The following is a 13,938-nucleotide window of genomic DNA, read 5'->3' as shown; positions in this document are numbered from 1 at the left end:
AGCGCTCTAGGGAAGCGGAATATCGTCTAGCTGGAAATCGACCGGCAAGGAGACGATTGAACCCGGCGTTTTGTAAACCAGGGAAAAATCGGCTGGCTCACGTTCTTCAAGGATGAATTTGTAGGCGATGCCGATTGCGTCGGAGTCTTCTTGAAATCGCTCGATCCCGGCATGATCCAGGCGCTCACCGTCGGCGGTCTCTAAATAAACTTCGTTGGAATCGACCCAGCCCAAATGCGACTGCAAAGCTTCAGAACCACCTGGAAAACGGACCACAATGCGTGCGTCATACAGGTCGCGGTTTTTCCGAAATTGCTCTAGCGCCACTTGGACGCCCCCTTTTTCTTGCCGCAGGCCACGGGCATTGGTCAGGCGATCAAATCGGAACGTCTCCAATCGTCCGGGGACCAGCGCAACAAACTTGCCTTGCAACTTTTCAATCGACTGTGATCCGCGCGGCGCTAAATTGAGCGGTATGACAAAGTCAACCGAGGTCTGACCGCTGTCGACGGCGACGTCGTACGAAACGGGACCGTCGGCAAGTTTCAGGTCGGTCTCTTGATCGTCCGCCGCGACCAGCGCGTCAAAGGGAAACTTGATCAAGATCGGTGAAACGTGCGGCTCCCAGGTCACCTGCAAATTGATTCGCATCCCATCCGAGATCGGCGGAATCAGATTGCGGTGCATCTCGATCCGAGTCGGCTCTACGCGGAAGACTCCGGTATAGCTCGCCAGGTTCAGCGGCAAGCCGGGCGCGTCACGATTGACGAAAGCCAACGCGTTTTTCTCGCCGGCATAGGCGTAGGCGGCGAGATCGGCGTCAGCGAAGACGCGATCAATCGCTTGCCAAAAGAGGATGTTCTCGCATTGGATCGAGATCTTTGGATCCGATGTTTGTTGGCCGAAATTGGGACGAAAGTCGACGATGCGATTGCCCGACTGCTTTTCGATGGCGGCCAAGACTTCGCTCAGCGGCGCCTCTTTAAAGTCGAGCGTCACCAACTGCGGCTGCGTAACGCTGTCGGCTTGCTGCTTTTGAAGGACTGCCGTAATCCGTTCGAGCCGCGCTTTGACTTCGGCCGGCGTACGGTCGGTAATCTCGGGCAAATGGTCAAGAACTGTCGGCCCCAACTCTGTCAGCGCCGCTTCGGCGTCTTCCCGTTCGGCCAAACTTCCTGCATCCAGCTGACGGATGAGATAGGCGACCTGCTTGGAAAGGTTCGCGTGCGACTGATCTGCCGACGAAGCATCTTGAGCTTGCGCAAAGAGAGCGCAGCTAACCAAAATTGCAAGCGCTAACAGAATACTGCGCACTAAGTTAAGTCCGAATAGGAGGGGAAGAGAAGGTGACGCAGAGGAGAGGACTGCCTCGCATTATAGCGGGGGGCAAGTCGATTCTCCAGCAGTTTTCCAAGACTCCGTTCGAGGGGGTAATTTGCATTCTACAGTTGTAAGGTCATTCTTCGAGTCCCAAGAGCCAGAATTCATGAAAAAACTTCTCCCCCATAAGTGGCTGTTGATGCTTTTGGCGCTCTTTGCCTGCGGCGCGGCGGCAAACTCGGCTCAAGCCCAAGCATGGACCCTCCGGCTCGATCTGGACGGCCAGGAAGTGGTGGGGACCTCTTTATTCAACTCGCCCGAGAAGGTCCTGGTATTGGGCGTGGATGGCCAAATCTGGGAATTCGCACCCCATGAGGCCGAAAACTTCGCCAAAGTCGCCGACGGGTTCACTCCTTGGAGCCAATCGCAGGTCCGAGGAGAGCTGCTCCGCGAGTTCGGCAACCAAATGGAAGTCACCGGCACCGGGCATTATCTGGTGGTTCACCCCCCCGGTCAGCGAGATCAGTGGGCCAATCGCTTTGAAGAACTCCACCGCTCGTTCCAGGGATATTTCACCAGCCGCGGCTTTCGGGTCGCTCCGGCCCAGTTTCCCTTGGTCGCGGTCGTCTTCCCTACTTTCGCCGAATACGCCAAACATGCGGCCAAGCTAGGCGTCCGCGTTTCGCCGGGAATGGTCGGCTTTTATTCGTCACGCACTAATCGCGTGTTGATGTACGACGTTTCAGCAGGCCGCACCGAAGACAACTTCTGGGAAGAGAACGCAGCGACCATGGTTCATGAGGCGACGCATCAAACGGCGTTTAACGCCGGCATCCACAGTCGAACCGCCGAGCAACCCAAGTGGATCGTCGAAGGGCTGGCGACCATGTTTGAAGCGCCCGGCGTGTGGAACTCGTCGGTTTATCGTCGCGCCAGTGATCGGATCAATCGGGGCCGTCTCGATTGGTTCCAGGATTACGCGTCGAAATCGCGCGCCGCCGGATCACTGAAAGCGTTGATCGAAACGGATCGGGTCTTCGCTCGGCGTCCCGATATCGCCTACAGCGAATCTTGGGCGCTTTGCTTTTATCTGGTCGAGACCGATCCGCGCCGCTTCTCTCAATATCTGACGACCATCGCCGCGCGACCTGCCGGCTCCGCTTATCCGGCGGCGCAGCGAATCGCCGATTTTGAAGCGGTCTTCGGCAGCGATTGGAACATGCTCGAGGCGCGGTTCTTGCGTTATATCCAAGCCCTGAAGTAAGCGTCGCCCGCGTAGGATCGGCCGCCGCGATTCGCTAGAATGGGTTCGCTTACCCGTTCCTGACTCTGTTGCGACCGACCGATGCCAAAATACAAAGCGCTGCTAACCGACTTTGCCTGGAAAGATCTGGAGATCGAGCACCAGACGCTCGACAAGGCCGACGTCGAATTGATCGTCGCCACGCATACCGACGAGAACTCGCTCGCGACGCTCGCCGCCGAACATCAGGTCGACGCGATCCTGACCAACTGGGCCAACGTCACCGCCAAAGTGATCGCCGCTTCCCCCAATTTGAAGATCGTCGCGCGGTTGGGAATCGGACTCGATAACATTGACGTCGCTTACTGCACGCAGCAGAAAATCCCGGTCACCAATATACCGGACTACTGCGTGATCGAAGTTGCCGAACATACGCTCGCCCTGCTGTTGGCGTGTGCCCGGAAGATTGCGATGTACCACCACGAAACGCAAAGCGGCACGTACGATCTGCAAGCGGGACCGCTGATGCGGCGCGTCAGCGGACAAACGCTCGGCATCGTCGGTCTGGGGCAAATCGGCGTCCTGCTGGCCCAGCGAGCGCTGGCTCTCGGCATGAAAGTGATCGCGACCAGTCGCAGCGGCAAAACGATGCCCGACGTCGAGACGGTCGATCTAGAACGCGTGCTGAGTGAGTCGGATTACATCTCACTGCTAATCCCGGCAACCGCCGAAACGCGACACATGTTTGGCGCCGAAGAATTTCAGAAGATGAAGCCGACCGCCTATCTGATCAACACCGCCCGCGGGGCGCTGGTCGACGAGGAGGCGCTCGCCGCCGCACTGGAAGCGAACCAACTCGCCGGCGCCGCGCTCGATGTGCAAGATCCGGAACCGTGCGATCTCACCAAGCCGCCGATGAATGACCCCCGCGTGATCGTCACGCCGCACGCCGCATTCGTCTCGGTCGAATCGCTAGAAAACCTTCGCGGTCGCGCGACCAAGCAGGTAGTCGATCTGCTGGAAGGACGCACGCCGGAGAATGTACGGAATCCGGAAGTGCTCTAGGGACAAGAGTTGTATCCAAGCGAGCTAACCGCAACTAGCCCGCAGCGCAAGCGAGGGAATGCGATCGCAAGAAAATGTCGAATGAAAGAAGCAATGGATCGTTCTTCATTAGACATTTGGATTTCGACATTCGCCCTTCGTCATTCGCATGGAGGCCGCATCCCCTCGCTTGCGCTGGCGGGCTAGTGTTCACATTGGTTAGAGCATGTCACCCCGCCGGCGTTGGGCTTGTTCGATCTCAAGGACTTCGCTGATGTTGTCGAGCGAGCCAGCCAAGATTTCGGAGTGTCGAAACAGATTGTCGTTATATTTCGTGGCGATCTCAGCACTGGGATCAAGATACTCGCCGCTGACGCGGATCGCAAAGACATAACCGGAGTGCGGCAGCCGCGTGACGGTGAACTGCGTGCTGGGAAAACCGCTTGCTCCAGAGAGCCCGTTGAAGTGGTCGGGGTCGACTTCGCCGCTTTCCGCTTCCGCTTGATAGGTGTTGGCGTAGTAGAGCCATTCACCGCAGAGGAGCAAGATCTTCTCGTCGCCGATCTCAAACGCCAGGGCCGGGTGATCGCTCTTGTTGGTCACTTCGCCAACGCGCGACGGCGTGACGGCAATCTCTTGGACCACATTGTCGGCCAGGTCTTGCTGAGCGCGCTGACTGCGGCGGCGATCTCGTTTCCAGTAAGACTGGATGATCGCCAGATAAACGATCAGCGGAATCGCGATCGCCAGCAGACGCAGCGCTTCGAGCTGAACCAGCGAGAGAGAGTTGGCGGCGAGCCCGACCAGTTGCAGCAGAATCACTACCGGCACGACCAACAGCAACACGGTCAGAAAGCCAAACGCGGCGAAGTTGGTTTGAGCGTGAACCTGCACGATCGATCGCTCATGCTCGGTCAACGGTCGCGTGGCGATCTGGTGCATGAGCAGCGATTTCTCTACGTAGCCCGAAGCGCAATCGTTGAAGTTGCGCTATTTCGAATCAATCGAACACTAGCCCGCCAGCGCCAGCGAGGGAATACGGCTCGCCAATTCAATCCGTGTTAGGATCGCCAACTCTATTCCCTCGCTTGCGCTGGCGGACTAGTGTGACGATTTGCGGTGGATTCGGACCCTGTTTGATCGTGCTTCACCCGTGTTCAACACTTCCTGAATTGCTAAATAGCGCAACCTCAAAACGCGCGAGCGAGGGAAATGCGGTCGCAAGTTCTCGATGGTTGGCGCCATCAGACGAGCAGCAGGCACGGCCTGCACTACTTGCCGCAGTAGTCGATCGCGCGGGCGATTTCGCTTTTTAGTCGGGCACGTGAGACGATGCGATCGACGAAGCCATGTTCCAGCAAAAACTCGCTGGTCTGAAAGCCGTCGGGCAGTTCGATCCGGATGGTCGCTTTGATGGTGCGCGGGCCGGCGAAGCCGATCAGCGCTTTGGGTTCGGCGAAGATCAAATCGCCCAGCGATGCAAAGCTGGCGGCGACGCCGCCCATGGTCGGGTTGGTCAGGACCGAGATAAACAGTCCTCCCATTTCGTGATAGCGGGCCAGCGCGGCGGTGACTTTGGCCATCTGCATCAGGGAGAGAATCCCTTCGTGCATGCGAGCTCCACCGCCTGAGCCGCTGATCACGATCAGCGGCAGGTTCTGGTCGGCGGCCCGTTCGATCAATCGCGCCAAGCGTTCGCCGACGACCGAGCCCATGCTCCCCATGATAAAGGCCGAGTCGGTCACGCCGATCGCGACGCGGCGAGCGCGAATCATGCCGCAGCCGGTCAGCGCGGCGTCACGCAGTCCGGTCCGCTTTTGCTCGGCGACCAGACGATCCGCGTATGCCTTTTTGTCGGCGAATTGCAGGGGGTCGGTCGGCATCAGCTCGCCGTCCCACTCCTCGAAGGTGCCGCTGTCGAGAACTTGCTCGATCCGATCGGTGGCCGAGACGTACCAGTGATGCTCGCATTCGGGACATACCGAAAGCAGTTCTTCCGCTTGTTTGCGGAAGATCACCGCCTGGCAACCGGGACAGCGTTGCCACAGTCCTTCGGGCACTCCGCGTTTGGCTCGTTTGACCCCTTCGGCGGCGGCCGCTGCGGCAGCGAACTCAGGCGTAGTCGACGACATGCGATTTCCTTCTGGCTTTGAGCCGCCGTCAATGGCGGTTTGTTCTATCTATCTTAATCTAACGAAGAGCAGGCTGCGGGGCGATCTCGATCAGTTCCCAACCACCGCAATTACCTTCTTCGGCTTTCCACAGGTCGCCGATCACATGATGCAGCAATTCGCAGCGAATCACCGAAGCGATCGGCTCCGGCGTTACGATAGCTGCGACCTTGGTGGAGTTTTGATACTTCTTGCAAATCTTGTCGAGAGCACTCCGAACGCGGGACCGTGCGTCCGCTAGCATCTCGCCCTCTGGCGGACAAATGCCGTCGGGGTTCTCTTGCCACTGACGATAAACCTTGGGCTGGTTTTGTTTGACCTCAGTGATCAGTTTGCCTTGCCAGAGTCCCACGTCCAAGTTGCGAAACTTATCGATTCGCTTCACTTTGGCCATGTGGATCTTGGCGATAATTTCGGCCGCTTGCTGTGCCGGTTGACATGGACCGCAGTAGACGACGTCGATCGATAGATCGGCCATCTCGTGCGCCGCATGTTGGACCTGTTCGACCCCTCGGTCGCTCAGCGGAACGTTTAACACGCCGCGGATTCGGCCTTGTAAGTCGTAATCGGTACAGCCGGGACGAATGAGCGCTACGCGCAACATAAAAAAGCTACACCTATGCAGTTCAGGAGGCGGCGACCGCGGCCGAGTTCAGCTCGCGGACAGCCGTGACGTAGTCAGGTTTGCCGAAAATGGCCGACCCAACGACTAACAAGTCTGCGCCCGCTTCCGTGCAGCGCCCAATAGTATCCAAATTGACGCCGCCGTCGATCTCAATCAGTAGGTCCGGCGCTAACCGGCGTACTTCTCGAATTTTGTCGAGGGCGACTGGGTTGAACTTCTGTCCGCCAAAACCGGCGTTGACGCTCATCATCAAAGCGAGGTCCGCCTCGGGAAGCGCGTCCACAATCGTCTCAAGCGGAGTGTCGGGGTTAATCGCCACGCCGGCGCCGGCGCCTAGCGATTTGATCTCACGCAAGATGCTAGCGACGTCATCGACAGCTTCCGCGTGAATCGTCATCACGTCGGCGCCCGCTTCATGGAATTGTCGGATGTAGTCCTGCGGCTTCTCGATCATCAAATGGACGTCGAGCGGCAGATCGGTCAATTTTCGGAACGCGGCGACAATCGGCATCCCGTAGCTGATGTTTGGGACAAATATGCCGTCCATCACATCCAGATGCAGTGCTTTCACGCCGGCAGCTAGCAAACGCTCCACCTCACGCTCCAAGTTGGCGAAGTCGCACAACAGCAGCGATGGCAAAATAACAGGCGCAGCTTCACGAAGCTGAGCAAGGTGATCACGACGTGACATAGAGTTAGAAGCTAGTGCGTCAGGATGATGTTTGTAATCTTCATTCGCCGTCAATGGCGAAACCGGTGCGTAGGCGAGGACGCTTGTAAAGAAGTGAGGGCCGGCCCAATTGGGCCGAGGGAATTAAAAGCCTACGTCACTACGGGATATTTCCAGTTCGGGCAATTGTATCAACGGGCCTAGTGAGAGTCAGCACCCAACGTGGGCCATTGACGTAACCCGCAGCGCCACAAGAGGTTAAAACGCGCAATTTATCCAGGATATCGCCCCGAATGGGGGTCAGCGCGAAAAATCTCACCGTTAATGCCGCTGAAGACGTGTAGAGCGCTTTCCTGCTAGCTGACCCATTTTGATTTTCCAACGACAGAAAGAGTGGGGACTGAGTCCTCGCGTTTTTTCGGGCGAAATGAGGTGAGACAGGGCGCGGCCCACATCAACATCAGCCGCACGGCGTTAGCCGCGGTTTCTGGCAGGAACACTTTGCCGACGGAAAAGTTAGAGTCAAGAAACCGCGGCTAACGCCGTGCGGCTGATTTCGGGGAAGAAGCCGAAACGAAAGGCGGCTATGTTCTAGCGTGCCGGAAACTCCAACCCCGCGGCCTGCTTCTCCAGCAGTTGCAGTTGCAAGTCAATGATCTCGTCCTGCGCGTTCTCGCGCGCTTCATACTGATCGCGCAGCTTCTTGATCCGCGACTCAATCTCTTTCGCTTGCTTGTCGCGGTGCTTCATGTCGGTGGTGAAGATCTCGGTCAGCACGGTGCGCAGTTCTGCGCGAGCCTTCGCTTTCTCTTCGTCCGTTTTGGCTTGCTTGAGCTTGGCGATCGCCTGTTGCTTCTTTTGCTCGGCGAGGGGATGGAAGGTTGCGGAGAAGGCTTGGATGGAGATCGGCGGCTGACCAGGCTCCGTGGGGACCGCTTGCCACGGCGGCGGAACGTTCGCAGTCGGCGCTTGCCCATAAGCGTGCGGCGCTGGGTAAGGTTGATAAACTCCCTGCAGCCCCAATGAGCCCTGCGCCCAAGTGGACATTGCCGGCATCGCATTTGTGGTCGGACCAGGCGCAGCGGTCGTGGACGAAATTGAAAAGTTGCCGGGACTGGGACTTCGAAAGGTGTCTGTCGGTTCCGCCGTCGTCGTTTCTCCAGCAGGGGAAGGAATGGAAAAATTGGGACTCGCTGTCGCTGGTATTGTTCTTGGAACGAAGTAGATATTCTGAGTACGATTTGGCTCCCTAGGAACGTCCACACGCGGCCGATCCGACGCCATGCCGAGACCGCCCGTTGTTTGCGGCGGTGTGGCGACGTTACGAGGGTACGGCGTAGGTTGCGGATAGGCTTGAACGGAATCAGCCATCGTCGCAGCCGCCGGCAGTGGTTCGCCTAGCGGGACCAAGCCCTGCAAGAGGAAGCGAAACTTCTTGCCTCGCAATTCGTCGATTTTTCCCTGCAACTTCGTTGCGTCGAACTTCGCAGGTGGATTGGAATAGCCGGGGCCCGGTCCAGGCAAGACTTCCAGCGTTACCAGAGTGATTCCTCCGCCCGGCGATTCCGAGATCATCTTGCGAATCGCAAAATATTGGCCTAGCGTATAGACGCCGACCGACTCTTTCGTGATGCCGGTTCCTTCGGCGAACAGCGTGATCGTGCGATTGCCCCGGTTGTGTTGCAACCATGCGTTGGGGTACGTGTTCGCGTCAAGCGGGACCTGGATGGTGAAAGGTTCAGCCGATGCCGCAAGTTGATCCTGTTCTGGATCCACGGCAGCCAATGCGTCTAACATTTGCCGTCTTGCAGTGTCCGGCAGAGCTTCACCATTTGGCAGGGCCCGAAGCACGAAAGCAAACTTTTTCGCGTCCATGTCATCAATCTTCGCCTGCAGTAGACGCGCCGTCCCTGCAATTTTTTCGACGGTTGGTTTTCCATCGACATAGGTGACCAAATAGACTTCGGCGCCAGGGGGCGATAGTTCCACTTCGATCGGATCGTCCGGATTGTTTTTGTCGAGATGCTTCCAATCAACAACGCGATAGTGGCCCGATAGTAACGTCGTACTGTGGTCAGTCCGATTCGCAGCGGCGATGCAGACGTACCTATTTCCTTTGTCTTGTTGCTGCTGGAAACCGGAATAGTATTTTATCCCCGCCAGTTTTACTTTGATGGTCTCGCCTTTGGGAGCGACAGCAAGCTCCGACGAATTTTCCGTTGCCTCTTCAGGCATAGCGGCGGGCGTTCCCGGTTCAATTACTTCCCAAGGCTGCGGAAGCGGTTTGTCCACAGGGACTAGCCCCTTCAGAACAAATCGAAAGTTCTTCGCCCGCAGGTCGTCAATTTGGGATTGCAGCGTCTCGCTGTCGGTAGCAAGTTCTTTCAGCGGCCGTGGGGTAAACACGCGTAACTCGACCAGGTTCACCACATTCTCAGGCGACTGTATCGTCCAGTCGCGAATCATGAAATCGCCGTCGAGGATCGTCTCGACGACTCCTTCTTTGCTTGTCTCCGCAGACTCGGCCACCAGCTTGAGTCTCCCGCTACCAAGGTTGTGCGCCAGCAACGCACCGGAATAGGTAGCTGCGTCGAGCGGAACGAGCACAGTTGAAAAGCTTCGCGGTCTGCTGGAGCTGTTTTGCAAAATGATCGAAAGTTGAGCCGCCTGTAGATCATCAATGTATTGCTGATGTCCCTGGACGTTCTTCGCGGCTTCTCCCGTATTGTCGACGATTTCCAATTCGATCGTCTGGTCGTCCGCCGTTGCGGACGCCGGTTTCTCATTCTTCAGCCGGACCGGATACGGAAAGCCAAAACTGCCTTTACCGACAGGACCAACGCCATGCAACTGGAGAAGGGGGTTCTCTTGCTCGTCGTCCTTTCGCTTTCGGCTAACGTTCCTGGTGGTTTCTCGCCGAAGTTTGATCGTCGCATAAGGCGTTTTCGTTTCTGAAGCGTCAGCCGACTTTGCTGTCGGTTTACCTGTCTCAATCACGATATTGCCGTCGCCGGACGCACGGATCGTCATCGCCGGTTCGCCGCTTTTCCCTTTGAGGATGAGGGATCCGGCCGTTGCTTTCGACGCTGTCGCCGCTTCTTCCTCCCCCCACGCAAAACGCACCATGCCAACACCTACCGCCGAAAGCATCAGCAGCACCATCGTCATAGATGCAGTCCACTTACTCTTGAACATTTGTCGGTTCCTTCAAGTCAGCTTCCGGGAAAGGGGTCACTTCCAATGTGATCAATTCGTACTGCAGCCGATCCAGGTCTGCTTGCTGCGGACCATCCAACGCTTGCAGTCGGGCTTGGATTGATTCGACGCTTTGGTCTTTTGTCATCGGCGGCGGCGGTTCCTGCTTTGGCGCGGAAGTCATCCAGACATAGACGACCCCGGCCAGCAGCGCCGTTTCGCACAACCCGATCACGGCGATCCACCAAGTGCGATTGGACTTGCCGCGGCGCGACAGTCGCAGCTTTCCTTGCTGCAAGTCCGACAGTACGCGTTCTAGTTTCTTTTGCAGTTCCAGCGCCGTCGCAAAGCGGCGTTCCGGCTGTTTTTCCAGCAGCCGATCGATGATGTCCGACAGCTCATCCGGGATCTCGGCGTTCGACTCCCACGCGGGGCGATGCGGGTCGTGACACGTTCGTTTGAGCACCGCCATTGGTCGCTCGGCCCGAAACGGCGGGTGGCCGGTCGCCATGAAATAGAGGACCGAGCCGAGACTGAACAAGTCGGACCGGGGATCGAGCGCTCGCCCGTCCGCTTGTTCCGGAGACATGTAATGCGGCGTGCCGGAGACGACGCCGGTATAGGTCAGGCTGGCGTCGTCCGAGGCTCGGGCCAAGCCAAAGTCGGTTAGATAGGCCCGGTCGACGTCATTCTCTAATAAGATATTGGCCGGCTTCACATCGCGATGAACCAAGCCTTGCGCATGTGCGGCGGCCAGGCCCGATGCCGACTGCACGCCGATCCGTAAGATTTCGGAGACGCTTAATGGTCCGCCGCGATCGACGCGAGCCTGTAGCGACTCGCCGGGGATGTATTGCATCACCAAAAACGGATTCGCGTGATTCGACTCAACGTTATGAATCGAGACGACATGCTCATGCACCACCGCGGCGGCGGCCCTGGCTTCGCGGGCAAAACGTTGCCGCGCGGCGCCGATCCGCGATAAATGGGGCGCGAGCAGTTTGATCGCGACAGGACGGTTCAGCTCGGTATCAAAACCTTTTAGCACGATCCCCATGCCGCCGACGCCGATGATTCGCTCGACCTCGTACCGGCCCAATCGCCCCAACATCTCGGGATGCGACGGCGCGGTGAGCATCTGTTTGACCATCGTCTCGTCGATACTGCGCCGCTGGGCGAACATGGTTTCAGTCGAGCGATAGCGATAGAACTGCCCTGAGTCAGGCTGATCATCGGCGACCGGCGTCAGCAGTTCGCGCTGCGCTTCCCAATAGTCATGATCGCCGGAGAGTTCCGTCAGGCGATGTTGGCACACGGCGCAGCTTTCCACGTGCTCGGCGGCGCGCTGAAACTGGGGCGACGTTTCGTCACCGTCCAGCAGTAGATAAAGCTGCTGGTCTGCGCACGATTCATCCGGCAGGTGGGAAGAGCCGATCGTCATCGAGCTTGCTCCTCAAGGGTTTGAATGATTTCGCGGATCCGTTTGGTGATCCGGCTCCGCGCGATGTAAACGCTGCCGACGCTCATGTTGAACTCGGCGGCGACCTGGGCGATCGGCTGGTTTTCGACGCTGGTTTTCCAAAAGAGTCGCCACTGCCGCTCGCTTACTTTCAGGCGAACTTGTTCGGCCGCCCAACGAAACAGTTCGCGGCGATATTCGAGCGAGAACAGCTGCGTCGACTCTCGGTGGGGATCGGGATGCTCGGCCAGCAAGCCGGCGATTTGACTGTCGCCTGATCCGAGTCGTTGATGTTTGGGGCGCGTCATAAAGTTAATCGCCAGATTTTGAGCGATCCGAAACAGCCAGGCCCGGAAGGTTCCACGATCTTCGTTTTCGACCCAGCGACCGACCGCTTTGGCGACTGCGGCCAGTACTTCCTGGACAAAATCCTCGGCGTCAGCCTGTTGAAAGCCTTTGCTGCGAGCCAATCGAAACAGGAGCGGCTCATAAATCTCGACAAATGCGTCCCATGCTTCCACATCGGCGGCATCCGGCAACCGACGGATCAGCGTTTCGCGCGTATCTGGATGCGATGGCAAGGTTTACGCCGCTTCATGCGTGACAAGAAAAGCTGGGTCAAGCGATAACCCTTCTATGGTAAGACACGCGGACGGCGAAAACCTTTCTGTTGCGGCGAAAGATTTTTTGAAAGCGGAAAGCCGGGTGGGAAGAAGGGAAACACGGTAGATGGTGGAGATCGGCGGAACGTATTCAGGATGCTATCTCCCGATGTCGTCTTCGCCTATCGCTGGCGAACAGCTCTTAGGCCCGAAGCGGCCGTTCTAACCTAGCCCGGGGTGGAGTCGCGCATGCGACGCAACCCTGGGTTTTATTCGCCCTTGATTTGCTGACGTTGGAGTAGGCAGGGAAATCTTCTCATCGAACGTCAACGATGACATTTGCGGCTTTGCCGGAAATGCGCAATCGATTAGCAACTCTTCGGTTCACCCGGCGTCGATTGTTGTCGATTGACAAAACGCACAGAAGCGTGGTCGATTTCAAATAGAAGAGGTACGCGCAGACCTGAAATGCGCGTCGACTCGACCGCGGGAATGATGGATCGCAAATTTTTCAGTCCGGTCCGGTCCAACGAATAAAGCCGTAGGTCAGGCTTCGGCCTGACGACCCCCAGGCTACCCATTTTAACCCACAGGCAATCTAGGCAATTTGATCGAAAAAAAGCGAGCGGTCCGGTCCAACCTTTCGGCCCAAGATCTATCGCCAAACTACCCAAACTAACCCGCAGGCGATTTGGGTAATGTATTGAAAAAAACTCAACGGTCCGGTCCAACCTTCGAGCGATCGAACCGCCAAGCGTTCAGAAAAATACAAACGGGTCCGGTCCGGTCCAACCACCACAGAGCTACCGCATCGCGTTCCACTGGTCGGTTCCGTATTTTTCGGCGGCTAGATCGGCGGTCCGTTTTTCCGGCCACTCGGGGAGCGGCTTGTCCGCTTCCCAGGTTTCGATCAGCGCGCTGCGCAGCTGCGCTCCGGTCATCGGCAGATTGGTGACAAACTGCTTGTGATCGCGCTGCTGCCGATAGTCGGGCGTGCGCGGCGGATGGTTCAAGCAATCGGCGATCATTTCCAAGGGGAAGTCATATAGTAGCGTGCCGTGGTACAGCACATGGTCTCGCTTGACCCGCAGGCTGTTGCCGCTGAACTTTTTGTTGTTCCAGGTCAGATCGCAAGTTCCCTGAAAGGTCACTCCGGCGACATGCGGCGCCAGCGCGGCCACCATCTTTTCCATCACATAGCGATGGCAAAGATCGATGGCCCGCAGGTCCTCGCGATTGGCCAGGTCCAACGTGATCGCGTACATCAAACAACCAGGCCCGGCGACGATCGCCGCTCCTCCGCTGGTGCGGCGGAAGACCGGCACGCCCTGTTCACGACAGGCCGACAAGTTGACCTCGTCGGCGATCTTCGAGGCGCGGCCGATGACCGCCAACGGAGCTGACGGCTCCCAGAGGCGCAGGATATCGCCCGAGAGCTCGCCGGCCTCGGTCGCTTCGAGGAGCGCTTCGTCGAGGGCCAGGTTTTCGGCAGGCGTCGGCAGCGTGAAATCGAACAAATACATCGGCGGCGTGTCACGAAATAGAAGGAGTACGAATCTGTTGAGTTTTGCCGCTCAACCGACCAGCGCCCAGGGGCGGTCTCCTCTTC

General features: G+C 57.7%; 11 protein-coding genes. 2 read left to right on the top strand and 9 right to left on the bottom strand.

The window, feature by feature from the left end:
- Positions 1-6: 6 nt before the first annotated feature.
- A complete protein-coding gene (locus M4951_RS24410) occupies positions 7-1,314 on the bottom strand; it encodes a hypothetical protein (protein ID WP_262024206.1) in 1,308 nt (435 codons plus the stop codon).
- A 172-nt stretch (positions 1,315-1,486) separates the two neighbouring features.
- Between M4951_RS24410 and M4951_RS24405 the strand changes: the two genes are divergently transcribed.
- Together M4951_RS24405 and M4951_RS24400 are read left to right on the top strand one after the other, a co-directional pair.
- Positions 1,487-2,584 (top strand): DUF1570 domain-containing protein, encoded by a 1,098-nt coding sequence (locus M4951_RS24405; RefSeq protein WP_262024205.1) that lies wholly within the window; start codon positions 1,487-1,489, stop codon positions 2,582-2,584.
- Between the two features lie 81 nt (positions 2,585-2,665).
- Positions 2,666-3,628 carry a C-terminal binding protein gene (locus M4951_RS24400; RefSeq protein ID WP_262024204.1) on the top strand — a complete coding sequence of 321 codons (963 nt, stop codon included), beginning with the start codon at positions 2,666-2,668 and terminating at the stop codon, positions 3,626-3,628.
- A gap of 198 nt (positions 3,629-3,826) precedes the next feature.
- Here M4951_RS24400 and M4951_RS24395 read toward each other — a convergent pair whose 3' ends face one another.
- From M4951_RS24395 to M4951_RS24360, 8 genes are all read right to left on the bottom strand, one after another.
- The gene (locus tag M4951_RS24395) at positions 3,827-4,549 is read right to left on the bottom strand and encodes a hypothetical protein (protein WP_262024203.1); all 723 of its coding nucleotides are present in this window, start codon (positions 4,547-4,549) and stop codon (positions 3,827-3,829) included.
- Between the two features lie 329 nt (positions 4,550-4,878).
- Positions 4,879-5,739 carry an acetyl-CoA carboxylase, carboxyltransferase subunit beta gene (gene accD, locus M4951_RS24390; protein WP_262024202.1) on the bottom strand — a complete coding sequence of 287 codons (861 nt, stop codon included), beginning with the start codon at positions 5,737-5,739 and terminating at the stop codon, positions 4,879-4,881.
- A gap of 58 nt (positions 5,740-5,797) precedes the next feature.
- Positions 5,798-6,382 (bottom strand): histidine phosphatase family protein, encoded by a 585-nt coding sequence (locus M4951_RS24385; protein ID WP_262024201.1) that lies wholly within the window; start codon positions 6,380-6,382, stop codon positions 5,798-5,800.
- Between the two features lie 22 nt (positions 6,383-6,404).
- Positions 6,405-7,094, bottom strand: a complete 690-nt coding sequence (gene rpe / locus M4951_RS24380) for a ribulose-phosphate 3-epimerase (protein WP_262024200.1) — start codon at positions 7,092-7,094, stop codon at positions 6,405-6,407.
- 570 nt (positions 7,095-7,664) lie between these two features.
- Positions 7,665-10,268, bottom strand: a complete 2,604-nt coding sequence (locus tag M4951_RS24375; RefSeq protein ID WP_262024199.1) for a hypothetical protein — start codon at positions 10,266-10,268, stop codon at positions 7,665-7,667.
- Positions 10,255-11,709 carry a serine/threonine-protein kinase gene (locus M4951_RS24370; RefSeq protein ID WP_262024198.1) on the bottom strand — a complete coding sequence of 485 codons (1,455 nt, stop codon included), beginning with the start codon at positions 11,707-11,709 and terminating at the stop codon, positions 10,255-10,257. The genes M4951_RS24375 and M4951_RS24370 overlap by 14 nt, the downstream gene beginning before the upstream one ends.
- Positions 11,706-12,308 carry an RNA polymerase sigma factor gene (locus M4951_RS24365; RefSeq protein WP_262024197.1) on the bottom strand — a complete coding sequence of 201 codons (603 nt, stop codon included), beginning with the start codon at positions 12,306-12,308 and terminating at the stop codon, positions 11,706-11,708. The genes M4951_RS24370 and M4951_RS24365 overlap by 4 nt, the downstream gene beginning before the upstream one ends.
- 824 nt (positions 12,309-13,132) lie before the next feature.
- Positions 13,133-13,852 carry a biotin/lipoate A/B protein ligase family protein gene (locus tag M4951_RS24360; protein WP_262024196.1) on the bottom strand — a complete coding sequence of 240 codons (720 nt, stop codon included), beginning with the start codon at positions 13,850-13,852 and terminating at the stop codon, positions 13,133-13,135.
- Positions 13,853-13,938: the final 86 nt, after the last annotated feature.

This window comes from Blastopirellula sp. J2-11 (assembly GCF_024584705.1).
In the GTDB taxonomy this organism is placed as follows: domain Bacteria; phylum Planctomycetota; class Planctomycetia; order Pirellulales; family Pirellulaceae; genus Blastopirellula.
The sequence above is the reverse complement of the archived record's forward strand: the minus strand, read 5'-3'. Positions and strand labels throughout refer to the sequence as shown.

Excerpts from the sequence above, each read along its gene's own strand:
- M4951_RS24375 (WP_262024199.1), bottom strand. The coding sequence starts at position 10,268 with ATGTTCAAGAGTAAGTGGACTGCATCTATGACGATGGTGCTGCTGATG.
- M4951_RS24395 (WP_262024203.1), bottom strand. The coding sequence starts at position 4,549 with ATGCACCAGATCGCCACGCGACCGTTGACCGAGCATGAGCGATCGATC.
- accD (WP_262024202.1), bottom strand. The coding sequence starts at position 5,739 with ATGTCGTCGACTACGCCTGAGTTCGCTGCCGCAGCGGCCGCCGCCGAA.
- rpe (WP_262024200.1), bottom strand. The coding sequence starts at position 7,094 with ATGTCACGTCGTGATCACCTTGCTCAGCTTCGTGAAGCTGCGCCTGTT.
- M4951_RS24385 (WP_262024201.1), bottom strand. The coding sequence starts at position 6,382 with ATGTTGCGCGTAGCGCTCATTCGTCCCGGCTGTACCGATTACGACTTA.
- M4951_RS24370 (WP_262024198.1), bottom strand. The coding sequence starts at position 11,709 with ATGACGATCGGCTCTTCCCACCTGCCGGATGAATCGTGCGCAGACCAG.
- M4951_RS24360 (WP_262024196.1), bottom strand. The coding sequence starts at position 13,852 with ATGTATTTGTTCGATTTCACGCTGCCGACGCCTGCCGAAAACCTGGCC.
- M4951_RS24400 (WP_262024204.1), top strand. The coding sequence starts at position 2,666 with ATGCCAAAATACAAAGCGCTGCTAACCGACTTTGCCTGGAAAGATCTG.
- M4951_RS24405 (WP_262024205.1), top strand. The coding sequence starts at position 1,487 with ATGAAAAAACTTCTCCCCCATAAGTGGCTGTTGATGCTTTTGGCGCTC.